The sequence below is a fragment of the Streptomyces sp. NTD107 genome (assembly GCF_059510435.1).
Genome location: NZ_JCAJZV010000009.1, coordinates 87,737 through 104,975 on the forward strand (window position 1 = coordinate 87,737; position 17,239 = coordinate 104,975).

Annotated in this window: 18 protein-coding genes; 6 read left to right on the plus strand and 12 right to left on the minus strand. The window is 72.8% G+C overall.

What is annotated here, in order from left to right; genetic code table 11:
• Positions 1–62: 62 nt before the first annotated feature.
• Entirely contained in the window at positions 63–857 is a 795-nt protein-coding gene (locus AC5WRL_RS19190; protein ID WP_496089826.1) for a hypothetical protein, read from the minus strand.
• Between the two features lie 157 nt (positions 858–1,014).
• Positions 1,015–2,304 (minus strand): phosphopyruvate hydratase, encoded by a 1,290-nt coding sequence (gene eno / locus AC5WRL_RS19195; protein WP_496089827.1) that lies wholly within the window; start codon positions 2,302–2,304, stop codon positions 1,015–1,017.
• Between the two features lie 177 nt (positions 2,305–2,481).
• Here eno and AC5WRL_RS19200 point away from each other — a divergent pair, with 177 nt between their 5' ends.
• Complete coding sequence (locus tag AC5WRL_RS19200) at positions 2,482–2,904, plus strand: MarR family winged helix-turn-helix transcriptional regulator (protein WP_496089828.1); 423 nt, start codon at positions 2,482–2,484, stop codon at positions 2,902–2,904.
• A gap of 69 nt (positions 2,905–2,973) precedes the next feature.
• Positions 2,974–3,555, plus strand: a complete 582-nt coding sequence (locus AC5WRL_RS19205) for a VOC family protein (protein ID WP_496089829.1) — start codon at positions 2,974–2,976, stop codon at positions 3,553–3,555.
• Between the two features lie 12 nt (positions 3,556–3,567).
• Here AC5WRL_RS19205 and AC5WRL_RS19210 read toward each other — a convergent pair whose 3' ends face one another.
• A complete protein-coding gene (locus tag AC5WRL_RS19210; protein ID WP_496089830.1) occupies positions 3,568–4,698 on the minus strand; it encodes an FAD-dependent oxidoreductase in 1,131 nt (376 codons plus the stop codon).
• Between the two features lie 22 nt (positions 4,699–4,720).
• Here AC5WRL_RS19210 and AC5WRL_RS19215 point away from each other — a divergent pair, with 22 nt between their 5' ends.
• A complete protein-coding gene (locus AC5WRL_RS19215; RefSeq protein WP_496089831.1) occupies positions 4,721–5,446 on the plus strand; it encodes a TetR/AcrR family transcriptional regulator in 726 nt (241 codons plus the stop codon).
• A gap of 36 nt (positions 5,447–5,482) precedes the next feature.
• Here AC5WRL_RS19215 and AC5WRL_RS19220 read toward each other — a convergent pair whose 3' ends face one another.
• Positions 5,483–6,331 (minus strand): oxidoreductase, encoded by an 849-nt coding sequence (locus AC5WRL_RS19220; RefSeq protein ID WP_496089832.1) that lies wholly within the window; start codon positions 6,329–6,331, stop codon positions 5,483–5,485.
• 103 nt (positions 6,332–6,434) lie between these two features.
• On the opposite strand from AC5WRL_RS19220, the gene AC5WRL_RS19225 reads away from it, so the two are divergent.
• The 3 genes from AC5WRL_RS19225 (at position 6,435) to AC5WRL_RS19235 (ending at position 9,108) form a co-directional block, all read left to right on the plus strand.
• Positions 6,435–7,352 carry a LysR family transcriptional regulator gene (locus AC5WRL_RS19225; protein WP_496089833.1) on the plus strand — a complete coding sequence of 306 codons (918 nt, stop codon included), beginning with the start codon at positions 6,435–6,437 and terminating at the stop codon, positions 7,350–7,352.
• A gap of 80 nt (positions 7,353–7,432) precedes the next feature.
• Entirely contained in the window at positions 7,433–8,110 is a 678-nt protein-coding gene (locus AC5WRL_RS19230) for an HAD family hydrolase (RefSeq protein ID WP_496089834.1), read from the plus strand.
• A gap of 86 nt (positions 8,111–8,196) precedes the next feature.
• Entirely contained in the window at positions 8,197–9,108 is a 912-nt protein-coding gene (locus AC5WRL_RS19235; RefSeq protein WP_496089835.1) for an aminoglycoside phosphotransferase family protein, read from the plus strand.
• Positions 9,109–9,121: 13 nt separating this feature from the next.
• Here the strand turns inward: AC5WRL_RS19235 and AC5WRL_RS19240 are convergent, their stop codons facing one another.
• The 8 genes from AC5WRL_RS19240 to AC5WRL_RS19275 all read right to left on the minus strand — a co-directional run bounded on the left by AC5WRL_RS19240 (position 9,122) and on the right by AC5WRL_RS19275 (position 17,238).
• Positions 9,122–9,931: a pentapeptide repeat-containing protein gene (locus AC5WRL_RS19240; protein ID WP_496089836.1), complete on the minus strand. Its 810-nt coding sequence runs from the start codon at positions 9,929–9,931 to the stop codon at positions 9,122–9,124.
• A 70-nt stretch (positions 9,932–10,001) separates the two neighbouring features.
• Entirely contained in the window at positions 10,002–10,919 is a 918-nt protein-coding gene (locus AC5WRL_RS19245) for an alpha/beta hydrolase (RefSeq protein WP_496089837.1), read from the minus strand.
• Positions 10,920–10,991: 72 nt separating this feature from the next.
• Complete coding sequence (locus tag AC5WRL_RS19250; RefSeq protein ID WP_496089838.1) at positions 10,992–11,792, minus strand: class I SAM-dependent methyltransferase; 801 nt, start codon at positions 11,790–11,792, stop codon at positions 10,992–10,994.
• Positions 11,793–11,812: 20 nt separating this feature from the next.
• Positions 11,813–12,451: an antibiotic biosynthesis monooxygenase gene (locus tag AC5WRL_RS19255; RefSeq protein WP_496089839.1), complete on the minus strand. Its 639-nt coding sequence runs from the start codon at positions 12,449–12,451 to the stop codon at positions 11,813–11,815.
• A 49-nt stretch (positions 12,452–12,500) separates the two neighbouring features.
• Entirely contained in the window at positions 12,501–13,376 is an 876-nt protein-coding gene (locus AC5WRL_RS19260) for an NAD(P)H-binding protein (protein ID WP_496089840.1), read from the minus strand.
• A 30-nt stretch (positions 13,377–13,406) separates the two neighbouring features.
• Positions 13,407–14,000: an NADPH-dependent FMN reductase gene (locus AC5WRL_RS19265; RefSeq protein WP_496089841.1), complete on the minus strand. Its 594-nt coding sequence runs from the start codon at positions 13,998–14,000 to the stop codon at positions 13,407–13,409.
• A gap of 19 nt (positions 14,001–14,019) precedes the next feature.
• Entirely contained in the window at positions 14,020–15,237 is a 1,218-nt protein-coding gene (locus tag AC5WRL_RS19270) for an MFS transporter (RefSeq protein ID WP_496089842.1), read from the minus strand.
• A gap of 9 nt (positions 15,238–15,246) precedes the next feature.
• Complete coding sequence (locus tag AC5WRL_RS19275; protein WP_496089843.1) at positions 15,247–17,238, minus strand: SDR family oxidoreductase; 1,992 nt, start codon at positions 17,236–17,238, stop codon at positions 15,247–15,249.
• Position 17,239: the final 1 nt, after the last annotated feature.

Genomic DNA, 17,239 nt, shown 5'->3' on the forward strand with positions numbered 1-17,239 from the left:
GCCCCTCAGCCTGCTGCTTGATCACCTGCCACCCCGGATCGTAGGGGCACCCACTGACAGCCTCACCGGATGCGACCGCCCTCGGTGACCAGCCATTCGCCGGTTTCCCAGTCGGTGGGGCCGCCGTCGACGCGATAGCAGAGGTCGAACCTGATGCTCAGCCCCGGCCACGGGGGAGCCACCGGGACGGTGCGGAAGACGTCCCCGAGCCCGGGCAGCGTGAGCCCCTCGGGATCCGGGAACATCCGCTCCAGCGCGGCCCGGGTCAGATCGGTCCACAGCGCGAACTGGAGCTGTGACTGGCTGAGCCACTGGTCGTGTACCAGCTCGAACCTGGGCTCCCGGCCGACGACGAAGTCGTCTATGTCGTCGGCGAACTCAGCCGCCGAGGAGGGCAGGATGAACGGCCACTCCTCTCCGCCCGGATAGCGGTACACCGTGGCCACCGTGGCGAGCGCGCCCACCAGGTCCCGCCACTGCTCAGGTGAGGTGGTGGCGGCGGGCAGGCTCACGCCGGTGTGGTCGATCCGCCGGACATGCCCCGCGAGCCGGCGGGTCAGTTCCGCCATTCCGACGGTGGCGGCGACCGCGCGCGGATCGGGGGTGTCGCCCACCCACACGTCGATGGACTGGCCGGTGTCGAAGTCGATTCGGGGCGCGGGTACATCGGCCAGCTCGAACGCCGTCACCGGCAGGGCGCCGCTGGGCCGGGGCGGGGTGAAGGTCAGGCGGTCGGTGTTGCGGCCGTCCGGTGCGGCGTACGCCACCCCGTCGAGCAGCGAGCGCAGTGCGTGGAGGAAGCGGCGTGCGTCCGGTGTCGCCGGGGCGAGGAGGGTGATCTCGGAGAGACGTTCCATGCGTCCGCATGCTAATGAAATTCGGACAATCGGCGCGGCTTCTTCTCCGGGCGGACATCAGAAGGGGGGACGGCGGTCGCCCGGCGCGTACATCGGCCCGGTTGGGTGGTCGCGTGCGCGAGCCGCCTCCCCGCCGGGCGCCCGGCCTCGTACCTCATCAGGGGCGGGGGGCCGCGCGCAGTGCGGAGCGCCCCGCGAAGCGTGCGGCGTCGCCCAGCTCCTCCTCGATCCGGATGAGTTGGTTGTACTTAGCGGTGCGGTCGGAGCGGGAGAGCGAGCCGGTCTTGATCTGGCCGCAGCCGGTGGCCACCGCCAGATCCGCGATGGTGGTGTCCTCCGTCTCGCCCGAGCGGTGCGACATGACCACCGTCCAGCCCGCCCGGTGGGCCGTGGCCACCGTGGCCAGTGCCTCGGTCAGGGTGCCGATTTGATTGACCTTGACCAGGACCGAGTTGCCGACGCCGGTACGGATGCCCTCGCGCAGCAGCGTCTCGTTGGTGCAGAACACGTCGTCCCCGGTGAGCTGGCAGCGGTCGCCGACGCGGGCGGTCAGCTCGCGCCAGCCGTCCAGGTCGTTCTCGGCCATCGGGTCCTCGATGGAGAGGACGGGGTAGGCGTCGATGAGCTTGGCCAGGTGGTCGGCGTGCTGGGAGGGGGTACGGCGCACGCCCTCGCCGGTGTAGTCGTAGACGCCGTCGCGGAAGAACTCCGAGGAGGCCGGATCCATGATCAGGCCGATGTCCGTACCGGGGCGGTAGCCGGTGCGTTCGATGGCGGCCATCACGAAGTCGAGGGCTTCTTCGGCGGTACGCAACGCGGGCGCGAAGCCGCCCTCGTCGCCGACGCCGGTGGAGTGCCCGGCGGCCAGCAGGTCGCGGCGCAGGGTGTGGAAGACCTCGCTGCCCATGCGGACGGCTTCGGCGAAGGTGTCCGCGCCTACCGGCGCGATCATGAACTCCTGGAAGTCCAGTGGATTGTCGGCGTGGGCACCGCCGTTGACGATGTTCATCATCGGCAGCGGCAGGAGGTGGGCGTCGGGGCCGCCGAGGTGGCGGTAGAGGGGCCGGTGGTGGTGGGCGGCGGCGGCCTTGGCGGTGGCGAGGGAGACGCCGAGGATCGCGTTGGCGCCGAGCCGGGACTTGGTGGCGGTGCCGTCCAGGGCGATCAGGGCGGCGTCGAGGCCGGCCTGGTCGGCCGCGTCCCGGCCGCGTACGGAGGCCGCGATCTCTCCGTTGACGTGGGCCACCGCGCGGTCGACGCCCTTGCCGTGCCAGCGCGCGGCGTCGCCGTCGCGCAGTTCGACGGCTTCCCGGGCGCCGGTGGAGGCGCCGGAGGGGACGGCGGCGCGGCCCAGGGAGCCGTCCGCGAGGACGACGTCGGCCTCGACGGTGGGGTTGCCCCGGCTGTCGATGATCCGGCGGGCGGTGACGGTGGTGATGGTGGACATGGGAGCTCCTCCCGTTGTCGTGTGCCGCGACCCCGGCTGCGACAGCGCTGGCGCTGGGCCCGGCAACCGAAACCCTACAGCAATGCTGCTCAGTTTGGCTGTACAGAATTGCTGTACAGCATTGCTGTGCAGGTCAGCGCACAGCAGCGCCGGCCGGCCAGCGGGGTAAAGTGCCGCATGCCCACCCCGGAAGCCGCCGCCATCGCCGCCGACCTGCGCACCGCCATGGGCAAACTCACCCGGCGCGTCAAACACGAGGACCGCATCCCGCTCGGCCAGGTCGCCGTACTCGGCGCCCTCGACCGCAACGGCGCCATGACCACCAGCGACCTCGCCACGGATCAGCGCGTACGGCCGCAGTCGATGGCCCGGGCGGTGGGGCTGCTCATGGAACAGCACCTGATCACCCGCCGCGCGCACCCCACCGACGGCCGCAAGTCACTGGTCGAACTGACGGCGGCGGGCCGCGCCGCGCTGGAAGCCGAGCGGGGCCGCCGGGCCGGCTGGCTCGCGCAGGCCATCGAGGCCGAACTCACCGACGAGGAACGGGCGCTGCTGGCCCGCAGCGCCACCCTGCTGGAGCGGCTCGCCGCCCGCTGAGGCGCAAGAGGCCCGGCGGTGGCTTACGGGCTTGCTCCTCACCCGGCGTGAGGGACGACGGTGGGAGGCATGAGCAACCACTCCGATGACAACCACTTCAACGCGGCCGGGATGAGCCCCGTCCCGGCGCCCGGCCCCGACGCGGTGGCGCCGGAACCGTTCCGGGGCATCTACGGCATGCCGGCGTTCATCACGATCCCGACCGGCGACCTGGCGGCGTCCGTGGACTTCTGGACCCGGGGGCTGGGCTTCTTCGAGCTGTTCGGCATCCCCGGCCGGATGGTGCACCTGCGCCGCTGGGCCTTCCAGGACGTGCTCCTGGTCCCGGCCACGGCGCTCCCGGGCCCGGCGGGCCCGGCCGGGACACCGGCGGTGAGTTTCAGCTTCGCGTGTGTACTGAACCAGCTCGACCCGCTCGTCGAAGCGTGCCGCGCGCTGGGAGAGGGGGGAGAGGTGCCGGGCTCTGTCGGTGATCCGCGCGACACCCCCTGGAACACCCGGGACGTGGAGGTGATCACACCCGAGAACGTACGGATCGTGTTCACCGCCGCCAAGCCGTTCGACCCCGGCAGCCGGGAGGCGCGCAACCTCCGAGCCGCCGGGATCGGCACGCCGGACGCCGGCCCCGGCGGCCGGGGGGCGCCTGCCTGATCCCGGGCGCGCTCAGTCCGCCGGTGCCGGTTCGGCGGGGCGGGCGGTGAAGAAGCGGACGAGGTCCTCGGCGGCGGTGGGGGACAGCATCATCGCCTGGACCCGTGCGGACATCTCGGCGATCGGGTGGATCCTGGCGAACATCCCCTCCTCGTACGCCCTGATCGCCGAGTCCGGGTCGGCGGGGGTGGCGGCGAGGCGGGCGGCGAGTTCGGCGGCGTCGAGCATGGCCTGGTTGGCGCCCTCGCCGACCGGCGGCATGAGATGCGCGGCGTCGCCGATGAGGGTGACGCCCGGTCGGCCGGGCCAGCGGGTACGGGTCGGCATCGCCTCGATCGCGCGCGGCATGGGCGCGCCGTCGCCGGCCTCGATCAGCGCGGTGAGGCGCGGGGACCAGCCATCGAACACGTCCAGCAGGGCGCGCTTGCTGCGGAAGGCGTCGAGTGGGCGATCGGCCGCGCGCAGCGATATCCCGACCCGCAGGCTGCCGTCGCCGAGGCGTTGCGCCGCGAGGATCCGGTTCTCGCCGACGCACCACAGGTTCCCGGGGCCGACCAGCTCGGCGAGATCGGGACGGCGGCGGTCGACGTCTTCGATCGTCAGCTCCACGAGGGTCGCCACCGGCGACAGTTGAACGTCGGTCAGCAGCGGCCGGACGGCTGAGCGCGCGCCGTCCGCGCCGACGAGGACATCGCAGTCGGCGTGGTGGCCGTCCTGGAACGTCAGCTGCCAGCCGCCGGAGGGTCGTGGCGCCGCCGCGACAAGCCGGCGCCCCCACGCCACCGTGCCGCTGGGGAGGGAATCGAGCAGCAGGTCGCGCAGTGCGCTCCGGTCGATCTCGGGACGTCCGGAGAACGAGCCGGGCTGCGGCTCGTGGTGGATCAGGGTGCGTCCGGCCGGATCGAGGATGCGATGCTCCTCGCCGTCGGGCCGCGCCGTCGAGCGGAACCGGGCGGCGAGACCCGCTTCGGCCAGGGCGTGCTGTCCGGACTCCGGGTGCAGGTCGAGCGACCCGCCCTGCGGCCGGGCGGATCGGCCGGCCTCGCGCTCGTACACCGTCGCATCCATGCCGTGCCGGTGCAGGATCCGGGCCAGCGTCAGCCCGCCGAGGCCACCACCGGCGATCGCGATGCGCGCCGCCATGCCGTTACCGTACGATGTATTCATGAGTACACCGTACGGTAACGAGGCGCTGCCCGTCTGGGAACGGCCCGAGCCTCAGCCACGGGCGGCGCCGGTGCCGTTGAGCCGCGAGAAGATCGCGACCACGGCGATCCGGCTTGCCGACGCGCACGGCCTCGACGGCCTGTCGGTGCGCAAGATCGCCAAGGAACTGGGCATCGGTCCGATGCGGCTCTACGACTACGTGATCAACAGATCCGAACTGCTCGACCTGATGGTCGACGTCGTCTACGCCCGGATCGCAGAGGCCGGCCGGCCCGACGGGTGGCGGGCCACGGCGGTGGCCATCGCCCAGGCGACCCGCGAGGCCGCCCTTGACCACGAGTGGTTCGCCGACCTGCTCGGCGGACGGCCCCACCTGGGGCCTCACGCGCTCGCCGTGGGCGAAGCGACGGCGGCGGCGCTGAGCCGGGCACCCGGCGTGCGCGGGACCGACGACCTCCAGCGGGCGCTGGGGGCCTTCAACGCCTTCCTCGTCGGAGCGATTCGCACAGAGGTGACCGAACGACGCACCGTCCGTGCCACCGGCACCGACAAGGCCGCCTTTCAGGCCGGCCTCGGCCCCTACCTCACCCGCATGCTGAACACCGGCAGGTACCCCACCGTCTCCCGCCTGGTCATCGACGGCGCCCACCTCAACCCCGAGGAGACCTTTCACCACAACCTGACCACGGTCCTGGACGGCATCGGCGGCCGATCGGGGAGGTGATGGGGGGCACTGATCGCCGCCCGCCCATGGCCGTGCTCACTGTCCGTCGAAGTCCGTCGCCCGGGAAAGTTCCTCCCACTGGGCCAGTTCGGCCCGTACCGAGTCCAGGTGTCCGACCAAGGCGTCCACCGCGTCACCGCCCAGGGCGAGCCGCAGCGGGGTGTTCTCCGCGTCCAGCGCCTGCCGGATCGCCGCCGCGGCCTTCGCCGGGTCCCCGGGCTGGTTGCCGTCGCCGTTCCGTACCAGGTCCCGGGTGGCGCCGACCTTCTGCGCGTACGCCGGGTGCGGTTCGGAGAAGTAGGCCGCGCCCTTGCCGAACAGGTTGGTGCGGAACGCTCCGGGTTCCACGATCAGCACCTTGATACCGGCGGGCGCCACCTCATCGGCCAGTCCCTCCGACAGTTGCTCCAGCGCCGCCTTGGTAGCGCTGTACGCGGAGAATCCGGCGAAGGACATCTGCCCGCCGAAGCTGCTGATGTTCACGATCGATCCGCTGCCCCGTTCCCGCATCTGCGGCAGCAGCGCCCGGGTCAGCCGGGCCGGGCCGAAGACGTGCAATTCGAACAGGTCACGCAACTCCCGGTCGGTGGTCTCCTCGAACGCTCCGACCTGTGTGCGGCCGGCGTTGTTCACCAGGACATCCACCCGGCCGTAGCGGTTCAGCACATCGGCGGCCACCGCGTCGATCCGCTCTCCGTCGGTGACGTCCAGGCGGATCGCCTCCACCCGGTCGGGGTGCTCCGCGACCAGGCCGGACAGTGCCTCGGTCCGCCGGGCCGTGCCGATCACCGTGTCTCCGGCGGCGATCGCGGCCTCGGCGACGGCCCGACCGAAACCGCTGCTCGCGCCGGTGATCAGCCATACCTTGCCGCCCTTGTCGCTCATCGGTTGCTCCGTCTCCCTCATCGGTCAACTGCCGTACGCCGTGGCCCCATCCTTCGCCGTACTCCGCAGGCATGTCCAAGACCTGCCGTGATAACCATGGGTTATGGATGTCCACGGGCGTGATCTTCGCTACTTCGCAGCGGTCGCCGAGGAACTGAGCTTCACCCGGGCGGCCGAGCTGCTGTTCATCTCCCAGCCGGCGCTGAGCAAACAGATACGGATGCTGGAGAAGCAGCTCGGCGCCGAGCTGTTCCACCGGGACCGGCGGGCGGTGCGGCTGACGGCGGTGGGCGAGACCCTGCTGCCGCACGCCCGCGCGATGCTGGCCGCCTGGCGGGCGGCCGAGGCGGCGGTGGCGGACGTCCGGGCGGCCGGACTCCAGAACCTGGTGATCGGCATGTCCACCAGCCCGGGCCGCGGGCTGCTGCCCGCGCTGCGGACCCGGCTGCTGTCCCGTTGTCCGGGAGCCCGCCCCGTTGTGCGGCAGGTCAACTGGGCCGACCCGAGCTGCGGGTTGGCGGACGGATCGAGCGATGTCGCCTTCGTCTGGCGCCCGCTGCCGGACGGCGACCGCTACCGGTACGTGGTGGTGGCCCGCGAGCCCTGCCTCGTGGCGCTGCCGCGCCAGCACCCCCTGGTGGCACGGGCCGCCGCCGACCCGGAGGGAGCGGTGGACTTCTCCGATCTCCTCGACGAGCCGTTCCTCGCCCTCCCCCCGGAGGCCGGTCCGCTCCGGGACTACTGGCTGGCTCTGGACGCCCGCGCGGGCCGCGCGCCGCGGATCGGCGGCGAGGTGGGCAGCGCGGAGGAGACCCACGAGGCCATCGCCGGCGGCCAGGGCGTAGTGCTGCTGGCGGGCGGCAACGCCGCGCTGCTCGTACGGGATGGGGTGGTCGCCCTGCCCGTGCGCGGCGTCGCCCCGTGCGAGCTGGCCGTGGCCGCCCGGGTGGGCGATGACCGGCCGGTGGTGTCGGCCTACCTGGCCGCGGCGGCGAGGGCCGGCGCCGGCGTCACCTCCTGACCCGGTCCGCCGCCGCCGGGGAGCCGCAACGCGCGTGCGGGGATCGGATGTTCGGTCACTGGTATCGCTACCGTGCCCACATGAAGCTGGCGCTGTTCGACCTCGACAACACGCTGGTGGACCGCGCGCCCGCCTTCCTGCGGTGGGCCGAGGAGTTCGCCCTGCGTTGGGGGCTGCGCGGTGACGACGCGGTGCCGTGGCTGGTCGAGCTGGACGCGGACGGAATGCGGCCGAAGGCGGAGTTCTTCGGCGCGGTCCGGGAGCGGTACGGGCTCGCCGCCCCTGGCGAGCAGCTGTGGCAGCACTACCGGTGGCACTATCCACGGCACATCCGCTGCGATCCGGATGTTCTCGATGGCCTGGCCCAACTGCGTTCGGCCGGCTGGCGGGTGGGCGTGGTGACCCATGGCAGCGAGGAGACACAGCTGTCCAAGCTGCGCCGCACGGGGCTCGCCGAGCTGCTCGACGGGTGGTGCATCTCCGGGGCGGAGGGGATACGCAAACCCGATCCCCGGATCTTCGCCCGCGCCGGGAGCGGTGCGGTGCCGGGAGCGGCGGGGATGCCGGGGGATGGATGGCCGGCGACAGCGTCACCGCGGATGTACTGGGCGGGCGGGGTGTGGGACTGCGCACGATCTGGATGCGCCGGGACCGCGTCTGGCCCGCCGATCACCCGGCGCCGGACCACGCGGTTGGCTCGCCCGTGGAGGCGATCAAGGTGCTGCTCGGTGCCGGATAGGGTGGGGCACATGCTTTGACGCCGCTCCCGTTGCCGGGGGCCTCCGTTCTTGCTTCTTCGTTGTGTCGCTGTGCCGATGATCTTTGCGAAGGAGTAGGTCCACAGATGAGTACATCGTTTCGCCTCGTCGTGCCCGACGCGTTCCGTGCGGCGCGGCCCGAGCAGGCCGGGTGGGTGGCGGCGTTGCCGGGGGTGGTCGGGGGGCTGCTCGACCGGTGGTCGTTGCGGCCGGACGGGGTGGTCGGGCACGGGATGGCCGGGGTGGTGCTGCCGGTTCGGCGGTGCGCGGACGGTACGGCTGCCGTGTTGAAGATCCAGCCGGTGGAGGAGGACAACGCCGGTGTCGTACCCGGGCTGCTGGCCTGGGACGGGGGTGGGGTCGTCCGGCTGCTGGAGCATGACGCGGACAGCGGGGCGCTGTTGCTGGAGCGGCTGGACGCGGCGCGTCCGCTGGCCCGGCTCGCCGCCGAGGATGATGTCGCCGCCACCGGGGTTCTCGGTGCGCTGCTGGCCCGGCTGAGCGCGGTGCCGGCGCCGGTCGGGATGCGGCGACTGGGGGACGTCGCCGCCGCGATGGTGGCGGCGGCGCCCGGGGCCGTACCGTCGTTGGCCGATCCGGACGAACGGCGGCTGGTGCGTACCTGCGCCGACGCCACCGCCGAGCTGATGGGCGAGGCCGGTGACCGGCTGCTGCACTGGGATCTGCACTACGGCAATGTGCTGGCCGGGGAGCGCGAGCCGTGGCTGGCCATCGACCCCGAACCGCTCGCGGGCGACCCGGGGTTCGATCTGTGGCCGGCCCTGGACTCGCCGCTGAGTGGTGACGTACGCCGTACGCTGCTGCGCCGCTTCGACCAGCTGACCGAGGCGGTCGGCCTGGGCCGGCGGCGGGCGGCGGGCTGGACGCTGGGGCGGATCCTCCAGAACGCCCTGTGGGACATCGAGGACGGCAAGTCCGGCCTCGAACCGTCACAGGTCGCCCTCGCCCACGTACTGCTCGCACACCGGATGCGGTAGCGGTAACCGCCGCTCAGCCCGCCGTCCAGTGCGCGGGGCGGGTGCGGGTGGCGGGGAGGCGGGTGGCGGCGTCGCCCCGGGCGGCGTTGAGCTGGGCCTGGGTGAGGAAGAACGCGCCGGTCAGATCGGCCCCGTGCAGCCGGGTGTCGCGGAGGTCGGCGCCGATCAGATCGGCCCGGGTGAGGTCGGCGGAGCGCAGGTCGGCGGCGATGAGGAGGGCGCCGCGCAGGTTCGCGCCGCGCAGATCGGCGCCCTTGAGTCCGGCGCCGATCAGGTCGGCGCCGCGGTGGTCGCGGCGCTTGCGGCCGGGGGCCCCGGCCCGTACCAGCTCGCTGGTGCGCAGCAGCAGCTCGTTGACGGTGCCGCGGTGGGCGGGCACGTCGAGGGCGAGCAGTTCGTCCGGGGTGCCGGCGGCGAGCCGCTCGGTGGCGGTACGGGCGCGGCGCAGCTCGCCGTACAGCGGTGCGGCGGGCGGGAGGGTGAGGGCCTCGGTGAGGTACTGGAGCAGTTCGTGGAGCTGCCGCATCACGGGGAAGACGGCGAACATCGCGGCGGCGGTGTCCGGGTCGCCGCGCCAGTCGCGGCCCGCGAAGGTGTCCTGGGAGACGCGCTGGCCGGCGCCGAAGCAGTCGTAGACGGTGCAGCCGGTGAAGCCGGCCGGGCGCAGCCGGGCGTGGATGCCGCAGCGGAGGTCGGTGCGGAGGTTGGCGCAGGGGCGGCCGGCGGGTTTGTCGGTGGCGAAGTCGGCGGAGGCGGCGAAGGGCAGGGCGACGCAGCACAGCGCGAAGCAGTTGCCGCAGTCGGCCTGGAGGAGCGGGAGCACAGCGGGGAATTCTGCCAGCGGGTGGGGGGTGGGTGGTATTGATTTTGTGGCGGCCGGCTCTGGCGTCCGGCTACGGTCCTGCCGTTCCCGGGTTCGTCGGCTTCAGGCAGTCGTCGAAGAATGCCAGCACGCTCTCGTGGTAGGCGCGGGCCTGCCAGGAGAGGCTCACGTTGTGCCCGGTTCCCGGCAGTCGCTCGACCCGTATCGTCCGGCTGCCGCCCAGTCGGGCTGTCAGGTCGGTGAGGGCCGGCTCGTCGTGCCGCCACCACTGTTCGTGTTCGGCGAAGGTGAGTCGCAGGGGCAGCCGTACCCGGGGGGCGAGCGCGTCGAAGGTGGTGGGCCAGCGTCGGAGTTCCGCCGCTTCCCGCGCGGGCATCGGCTCCGTCAGCTTCTGGGCGTTGGTGAAGGTGCCCGGCGGGTAGCCGCTCAGCGGGCCCCAGTGCAGGCGCCGGGTACGCAGCCCGCTCGGGGTCGCGGGGTCCGGGGGGTCGGTGGCCCAGCGGTGCCCGAGGCCAGAGATGTCCGCGCCGATCAGGGCCGGGCCGGCGCCCCCGTCCCCGCCCCCGTCCCCGCCCCCCTCGTCGTGCGCGGCCATCGTCAGGGCCAGTTTTCCCCCGTAGGAGTGGGCGGCCAGCAGCCAGCCGGCGCCCACGGGGTGGTTCCTGGCGAACTCCGCCAGGGCGGCGCGCAGCACGGTGGCCTGTTCGGTGCGGGGCAGTCCGTGGGGCAGCGCCTGGGCCGATGCCCCGTAGCCCGGCCGGTCGAGGGCGAGGACGGTCCAGCCCCGGAGGGCGCCGAGTTCCAGGAACGACTGGTCGGGGTGTGGGCGGCTGTGGAAGTAGCCGGCGTTCATTCCGCCGCCGTGCAGGGCGAGGATCGCGGCGCGGGGCGCCGCCGTCCCGCCCGGCTGGGCGAGGAGTCCGGACAGCCGTACGCCGGCCGCCTCCACGGTGATCGGACAAACGGAAGTATCGGTGGTGTCCCGCACAGTGGCGCTCCAGTGGTCGGGCGGTGGGTGGTCACGCCGGGCGCACCACAAGGCGCGCCCGGCGTGCCGGTGTCACTCGTGGGTCTCCCCCACCGGCCGCCGTCCCCATGCGGAGATCAGCAGCGTGGTCATGTCCCGCCCCTCCGGCCGGCCGAGCAGTCCGAGGAACGAGTTCAGCTCTTCCTCGGTCACCAGTCCGCCCGCCACCAGGGTGTGGCCCTCCTGGCGCATGCGCGTACCGATCAGTTCGTCGTCGGCCGGCGACTGTCCCGGGCCGGCGGGGGTCACCCGGGAGCCGATGTCCGTCAGCCCGGCGCGCCCCAGTGTCGCGGGCAGCTGGCGCGCCCAGCTCAGATCGGCGCCCTGGCTCTCCATGCGCCGCACGTAGGCGCCCACCAGCGCCCGGGACACCGGGGTGGCGGCGTGCTCGGCCGGCAGGTAGTAGAAGTCCTGCACGACGAGCCAGCCGCCGGGGGCGAGCCATTCGACGGCGCGGGCCAGTAGCTCATCGGGCCGGGGCAGGTGCTCCAGGACCGCCCTGGCCAGTACGAGGTCGTACCGTCCGGCGGTGAACTCCTCCTCGGTGATGTCCGCCTCGCGCACGGTCAGCCGGGCGGCGGAGCGGCCGGGGTCGAGGTGCCGGGGGTCGGCGTCGACCGCCAGCACGGAGCCCTCATCCACCCGGTCGGCCAGCCAGTGGGCCATCGATCCGGCGCCCGCGCCGAGTTCCAGGCAGTGCCAGGAGCGGCCGAGCGGAAGGGACGACAGGATGTCCGTCGTCACCGGGTCGTACTTCTTCTCGAACAGCCGCAGCTGGTCGAGTTCGGAGAGCTTCCCTCCGGTCAGCGATCCCGTGCTGCGCAAGGCGGTCATCGCTGTCACCTCCTGATGGATCAGGGTGCGTCGATCTGCGCGTGGACGGTGCAGATCACCACCTCCGGCGGGGTGGCCTCCCAGTGCGCGAGGCCGGAGCGGCCCTGGGCGTTGCGGGGGTCGGCCATGAAGGCGTGGTAGGCGGCCTCGTCCACCCACTGCGGATAGTTGATGAAGGTGGCGCCGTCCGGGGTGACGCACGGCTGCGCCCGGATGAAGCCGGGGAAGGTCTTCTTCCAGTCCCCGGTGCCCAGCAGCGCCTCGCTGATCTTCTGGGTGCCCTCCGGCCCGACGGTCCGCCGGATGGCGACCACGGCCATGCCGGGCGGCTCGGCGGCGGCCGGGCCCGTGATGCCGGGGGACGGGGCGCCGGCGAGGTCGGTGACCTCCGTGACGTCCCGGTGAGCGCGCAGGGCCTCCAGTGCCGCGTTCTCGGGGTTCTCCTCAACGCCCTTGCGGTACTGCTCGGCGCTCTCCCACTCGGTGCGGATCACCACGGTGGTCCGGTCCAGGTCCATATGGACGCGGGCGGTACGGAATCCGTCCGCGTGCCGTACCCAGCGGTCGAATTCGGCGGTGAGGGAATCCGCCAGTTCCCGCGCGAAATCCGTGCTACGGGTGCGAAGTGTGCGATAGGTGATATGGCCTGTGGTCGTCATAACGGTCATCGTCCCATCCGTTGTCCGGGGCACCGGCGGATGTCAGCCATCAACGGAAGGCGTCGGCGTTCTCGGTGACCCAGTCACGGAAGGTGCGGGGCGGCCGGCCGAGGACTTCGGCCACGGTGGAGGTCACCGTCTCCGGGGTGTCCACGAGCATCGCGAAGTAGTCCAGCGCGCCGTCGGCGTAGGAGGGCGGCCAGCCGGAGTTGATCATGGCGTCGCGGGCGGACTCGTGCGGGACGTCCTCCCAGCGCAGGTCCGTTCCCGTCACCTCCGCGATGATGGCGAGCTGTTCGGTCTGGGTGAGCGCCTCGGGGCCGGTCACCACGTGGCGTTGGTACGCGTGCCCTTCGGTGGTCAGCGCGCGTACGGCGACGGCGGCGAGGTCGGCCTCGTGGATCGGGGAGCGGGCGGCCGAGCCGTACGGGGAGCGCACCACGCCGTCCGCCGTGATCTGGTGGGCCCAGCTCATCCGGGCGTTGCCGGCGAATCCCGTGGTCTGGAGAAAGGTCCATTCAAGGCCGGTCTTCTCCAGCTGATTCTCTATGTAGGCATGACAGTTGTTGTTCACCGGTTCCAGGCCGATGTGAACACCGATGGAGGAAATGAAGACGACCTTTCGGGCCTTCTGTTCGATCTTCTCCAGCACCTCGGGCGCGGTATCGACATTGAGGGTGAAGAAGGGCCACATCAGCAATACCGCGTCAACTCCTTCCAGGCACGCGGTGAGGCTGTCCGGATCGGCGAGATTTCCGTGGAACACCTCGGTTCCGGCGGGCAGCCGGCCGATGTTCGGATCGTTCTCGATCACCAGGGCCCGGGCGTGCGCGCCCGCTTCGAGGAGCTGGGCCACGGCGAGCGGCCCGACATTGCCGGTCGCGCCGAACACCAGCACCATCTGCTTCTTCTCTGCGTCGGTCATGAGTACCTCTCTCGGGGATGGCTGGGCCGGTCAGCTCACGTAGGGGCGGGTGACCCTGGCGTCCCGCAGGACCTCGGCCCACCAGGTGAGCTGGTCCAGCAGGGTCTTGGCGGCGGCCTCGCTGCCCTCCGGGGAGGCCGGCTCGCCGCCCTTCTCGAAGGACTGCCAGGCGTTGTGGAAGCTGACGACGTCCCGCACGGTCATCGCGTGGACCTCGGCGAAGATCTGCCGCAGATGCTCGGCGGCGCGCAGGCCGCCGCCCATGCCGCCGTACGAGACCAGGCCGACCGGCTTGGCCTTCCACTCGTCCAGGTACCAGTCGATGGTGTTCTTCAGCACCGCGGAGGTGCTGTGGTTGTACTCCGGGGTGATGACGGCGAAGGCGTCGGCGGCGGCGAGCCGGGCCTGCAACCGGTGGAAGATCTCCTGGGTCCGGGGGCCCGGTTCGGCGGCGACGTCCGGCATGGCCAGCGGGAGTGGGTGGTCGAGGAGATCGACCAGGTCCACCTGTACGCCGCCGTGTCGCGCGGCCTGGTCGGCGAACCACCGGGCGACGGTGGTGCCGAACCGGCCGCCCCGGACGCTTCCGACCACCACGGCGAGCTTGATGGGCTGTTCCGACATGCTTCTCCTTTTTTTGGCTTCACGGGTGGCGCACGGACGGCAGGGCGACGGCCAGTCCGGCGACGGCGACGGCCGTGATGAACAGCTGCGCCGCAGCCGGGTCACCGGTGGCGGTGAGCTGTGCGGCGGCGATGGTCAGGACCAGCGCGGCGCCGAGCTGCACCCCCGTCTGGTAGAGGGCGACCGCGCCGCCCCGGTCGGGGTCCGGGATCCGGGAGGTGGCCTGCATGTTGAGCGGGCCGAAGGCCAGGGCGAGCGCGATGCCGAGCAGCAGCAGGGTGGGCAGCACGGCGGTCGGGTACGAGCCGGGGCCGGTGCCGGTGCCGGGGCCCGGGCCCGCCAGCTGCCACCCCACCCCCAGGGCCGCCAGCAGCGCCCCCAGGGCGATAGGGCGCTCCGTGCCGAACCGCTCCACCACCCGGCCCGCGAACAGCGCCGCGCCGGCCAGGGGTACGCAGGCGGGCAGGAAGGCCAGCGCGAGCTGCCAGGGCGCCCAGCCCCCGGCGGCGAGCGTGAAGGCGGTGACCATCAGCAGGCCCAGAAAGCAGCCGTTCAGCGTGGCCGCCCCGGCCGCCGAGCGCAGCAGCGGGCCGTTCCGCAGCAGTTGCGGACGCACCCGCCCACCTCGTACGGATCCGCCGCCGGCCTCCGGGATCAGCCGCAGCGCGAACGGCAGCAGCGCCAGGGCGGCGAGCGCCGGCGCCAGCAGCGTCCACCGCCAGCTCACCGAGGCGAGCGCGCCGGACACCAGCAGGCCCACGGTGAACCCGGCCGCGCCGAAGAACGCGTACACCGACACGGCCCGCCGCCGCCTACGCTCATCGGGGACGGCCGCGCTGATGATGGCCAGCCCGACGGGGGCGGTGAGCGCGGCGCACCCGCCCTTGATCACGCGGGTGGCGACCACCGGCGCCGCGCTGTCCGCCAGGCCGCCGGTGAGTGAGGCGACGACGAAGACGCCCAGCGCCGTCAGATAGACCCGCCGGCGGCCGAAGCGGCCGGTGACCCTGGGGCCGAGCGGCAGCAGCGCCGCGAAGCCCAGCGCGAAGCCGCTCATCACCCACTGCGCGCCCCAGGGGGAGAGCCGCAGCGCCTCGGCGGTGGCCGGCAACGCCGGGAGTACGACGGACACTTCGAGCGCGTCGATCAGCATGTTCCCGGCGAGCACGAAGAGCAGGGCCCAGAACCGGCGGCCGGGGCCCGCGTCCGCCACGGGCGCGGCGGTGGACGGCGCCATGGGCACGGCTCAGCCGCCCAGCAGCGTGCCGCCGCTGGCGTCCAGATAGGAGCCGGTGATCCAGCGGGAGTCGTCGCCGGCGAGGAAGGCCACCACATCCGCGATGTCCTTGGCCTCGCCCACCCGCTGGAACGCCGACAGGGCGGCCATCTGTTCGACGGCCTCGGGGATGTCGAAGACCGGGCCGCCGTTGTTGGTGATGCCGGGGCCGACGCTGTTGACGGTGATGCCACGGGACGCCAGGTGCTTGGCGTAGTGCAGGGTGAGCTGGTCGGCGGCGCCCTTGGTCATCGCGTACACCACCTCCTGGGGGTTGGCGAACCTGGTCAGCCCGGAGGAGATGTTGATGATCCGCCCGCCGCGCGGGATGTTGGGCACCGCCCGCTGGACGAGGAAGAACGGCGCCCGCGCGTTGACGGCGAACAGCCGGTCGAACTGCTCGGCGGTGATCTCCTCGGGGGCCGTGCCGCCCATCACTCCGGCGTTGTTCACCAGGATGTGCAGGTCGGTACCGCCGGTGCGGTCCTTGAGGCCCTGCTCCAGTTGGAGGAAGAGCTCGTGGACGGCGCTGACCTCGGTGAGGTCGGCCTGTACGGCGAAGGCCCGGCCGCCGTCCTTCTCGATGGACGCGACGACCTCGTCGGCCGCTTCCCGGTTGCCGGCGCAGTGCACGGCGACCAGTGCCCCGTCCCGGCCCAGGCGTTGGGCGGTGGCCCGCCCGATGCCCCGGCTGGAGCCGGTGACCAGGGCGGTCTTGCCGGTGAGAGTTCCCATCGTGGTCCTCCTGTGGCTGTGGGAGTGGTCGTCCCGGGCCGCCGGTGCGGTGGCGCGGGACGGTGAGATGGCGGTGGCGGAGATGGACGTGTTGCGGCCGCTGATCATGGCGGCGAGGTGGCGCCGTACCGGGGCGAGGTCCAGCAGTTCGCGGAGCACGGTGCGTACGCCTTCGACCTCGGGTCCGCCGAGCAGCAGTTGCGCCTGCGCCTCGATGTTGGTCAGGGTCCGCCGCCCCGCCGGGTGCCGTACGTCGTGGTAGCCGTCGAGGGTCGCCGCGTGCGGGGTGTCCGTGAACTGGGCGGCGAGCCGGTGCCCCAGCTCGGCCGCGTCCTGAAGGCCGAGGTTGAGCGCCTGCCCGCCCACCGGCAGCTGCGCGTGGGCCGCGTCCCCGGCGAGCAGGACCCGGCCCTGCCGGTAACGGGCGGCCTGGCGGCGGGCGTTGCCGAAGGCGTTGAGCCAGATCGGGGTGCCGTGGCCGATGTCCTCGCCGGTCACCCGCCGCCAGGCGGTGACCACCTCGGCGAACGCGGGTGGCCCGGACCGCTGCCCGGGCGCGCGGCCGAACTCGTGCACCATCACCCGGGTGGTGCCGTCCGGCCGGCGGGCCGCGACGGCGAGCCCCGCCCGGTGGCGTTCGAAGCGGCGGTCGGGGATGTCGATGCCGCCGACGTCCGCCCTGAGCATCTCCTTGGTGGCGTCGGTGCCGGGGAAGGGGATGCCGGCGAGCCGGCGCACCGTGCTGTGCTCGCCGTCGCAGCCGACGACGAACCCGGCCGTCGTACGGAAGGCGGTCCGATCGGGGCCGACCGCCTCGACGGTGACGGACTCCGGGCCGGCCAGGAGTCCGGTGACCCGGGTGCCCCGCCGCACCCGTGCCCCCAGGCCGAGCGCCCGGCGCTGGAGCACCGCCTGGATCCGGGTCTGCGGCGCCTTCCACTGCCCGGCGTACGGATGCGCCGGGTCGGCGGCGGTCAGGTCCAGCGGGATGCCGCCGAAGTGCCCGGCGCCCCCGGGCGGCGGCGGGCCCAGCCCCGCCAGCAGCCCGCGCTCGCCGAGCAGTTCCATCGTCCGGGTGTGCAGCGTGGAAGCGCGGGACTCGGTGGACGGCTCCGCGAGCTGCTCCATGACGGTCACCCGGACCCCGCCCGTACGCAACTCGCAGGCGAGCAGCGTCCCGACGGGTCCGGCGCCGACCACGATGACATCGGTGTCCAGCGCCGGCATG

What these genes read in the sequence shown, in the direction of transcription:
- AC5WRL_RS19205 (WP_496089829.1), top strand. Translation starts at nt 2,974, where the DNA reads ATGAGCAACCACTCCGATGACAACCACTTCAACGCGGCCGGGATGAGC.
- AC5WRL_RS19200 (WP_496089828.1), top strand. Translation starts at nt 2,482, where the DNA reads ATGCCCACCCCGGAAGCCGCCGCCATCGCCGCCGACCTGCGCACCGCC.
- AC5WRL_RS19220 (WP_496089832.1), bottom strand. Translation starts at nt 6,331, where the DNA reads ATGAGCGACAAGGGCGGCAAGGTATGGCTGATCACCGGCGCGAGCAGC.
- AC5WRL_RS19250 (WP_496089838.1), bottom strand. Translation starts at nt 11,792, where the DNA reads ATGACCGCCTTGCGCAGCACGGGATCGCTGACCGGAGGGAAGCTCTCC.
- AC5WRL_RS19255 (WP_496089839.1), bottom strand. Translation starts at nt 12,451, where the DNA reads ATGACGACCACAGGCCATATCACCTATCGCACACTTCGCACCCGTAGC.
- AC5WRL_RS19260 (WP_496089840.1), bottom strand. Translation starts at nt 13,376, where the DNA reads ATGACCGACGCAGAGAAGAAGCAGATGGTGCTGGTGTTCGGCGCGACC.
- AC5WRL_RS19265 (WP_496089841.1), bottom strand. Translation starts at nt 14,000, where the DNA reads ATGTCGGAACAGCCCATCAAGCTCGCCGTGGTGGTCGGAAGCGTCCGG.
- AC5WRL_RS19190 (WP_496089826.1), bottom strand. Translation starts at nt 857, where the DNA reads ATGGAACGTCTCTCCGAGATCACCCTCCTCGCCCCGGCGACACCGGAC.
- AC5WRL_RS19225 (WP_496089833.1), top strand. Translation starts at nt 6,435, where the DNA reads ATGGATGTCCACGGGCGTGATCTTCGCTACTTCGCAGCGGTCGCCGAG.
- eno (WP_496089827.1), bottom strand. Translation starts at nt 2,304, where the DNA reads ATGTCCACCATCACCACCGTCACCGCCCGCCGGATCATCGACAGCCGG.
- AC5WRL_RS19270 (WP_496089842.1), bottom strand. Translation starts at nt 15,237, where the DNA reads ATGGCGCCGTCCACCGCCGCGCCCGTGGCGGACGCGGGCCCCGGCCGC.
- AC5WRL_RS19215 (WP_496089831.1), top strand. Translation starts at nt 4,721, where the DNA reads ATGAGTACACCGTACGGTAACGAGGCGCTGCCCGTCTGGGAACGGCCC.
- AC5WRL_RS19235 (WP_496089835.1), top strand. Translation starts at nt 8,197, where the DNA reads ATGAGTACATCGTTTCGCCTCGTCGTGCCCGACGCGTTCCGTGCGGCG.
- AC5WRL_RS19230 (WP_496089834.1), top strand. Translation starts at nt 7,433, where the DNA reads ATGAAGCTGGCGCTGTTCGACCTCGACAACACGCTGGTGGACCGCGCG.
- AC5WRL_RS19275 (WP_496089843.1), bottom strand. Translation starts at nt 17,238, where the DNA reads ATGCCGGCGCTGGACACCGATGTCATCGTGGTCGGCGCCGGACCCGTC.
- AC5WRL_RS19210 (WP_496089830.1), bottom strand. Translation starts at nt 4,698, where the DNA reads ATGGCGGCGCGCATCGCGATCGCCGGTGGTGGCCTCGGCGGGCTGACG.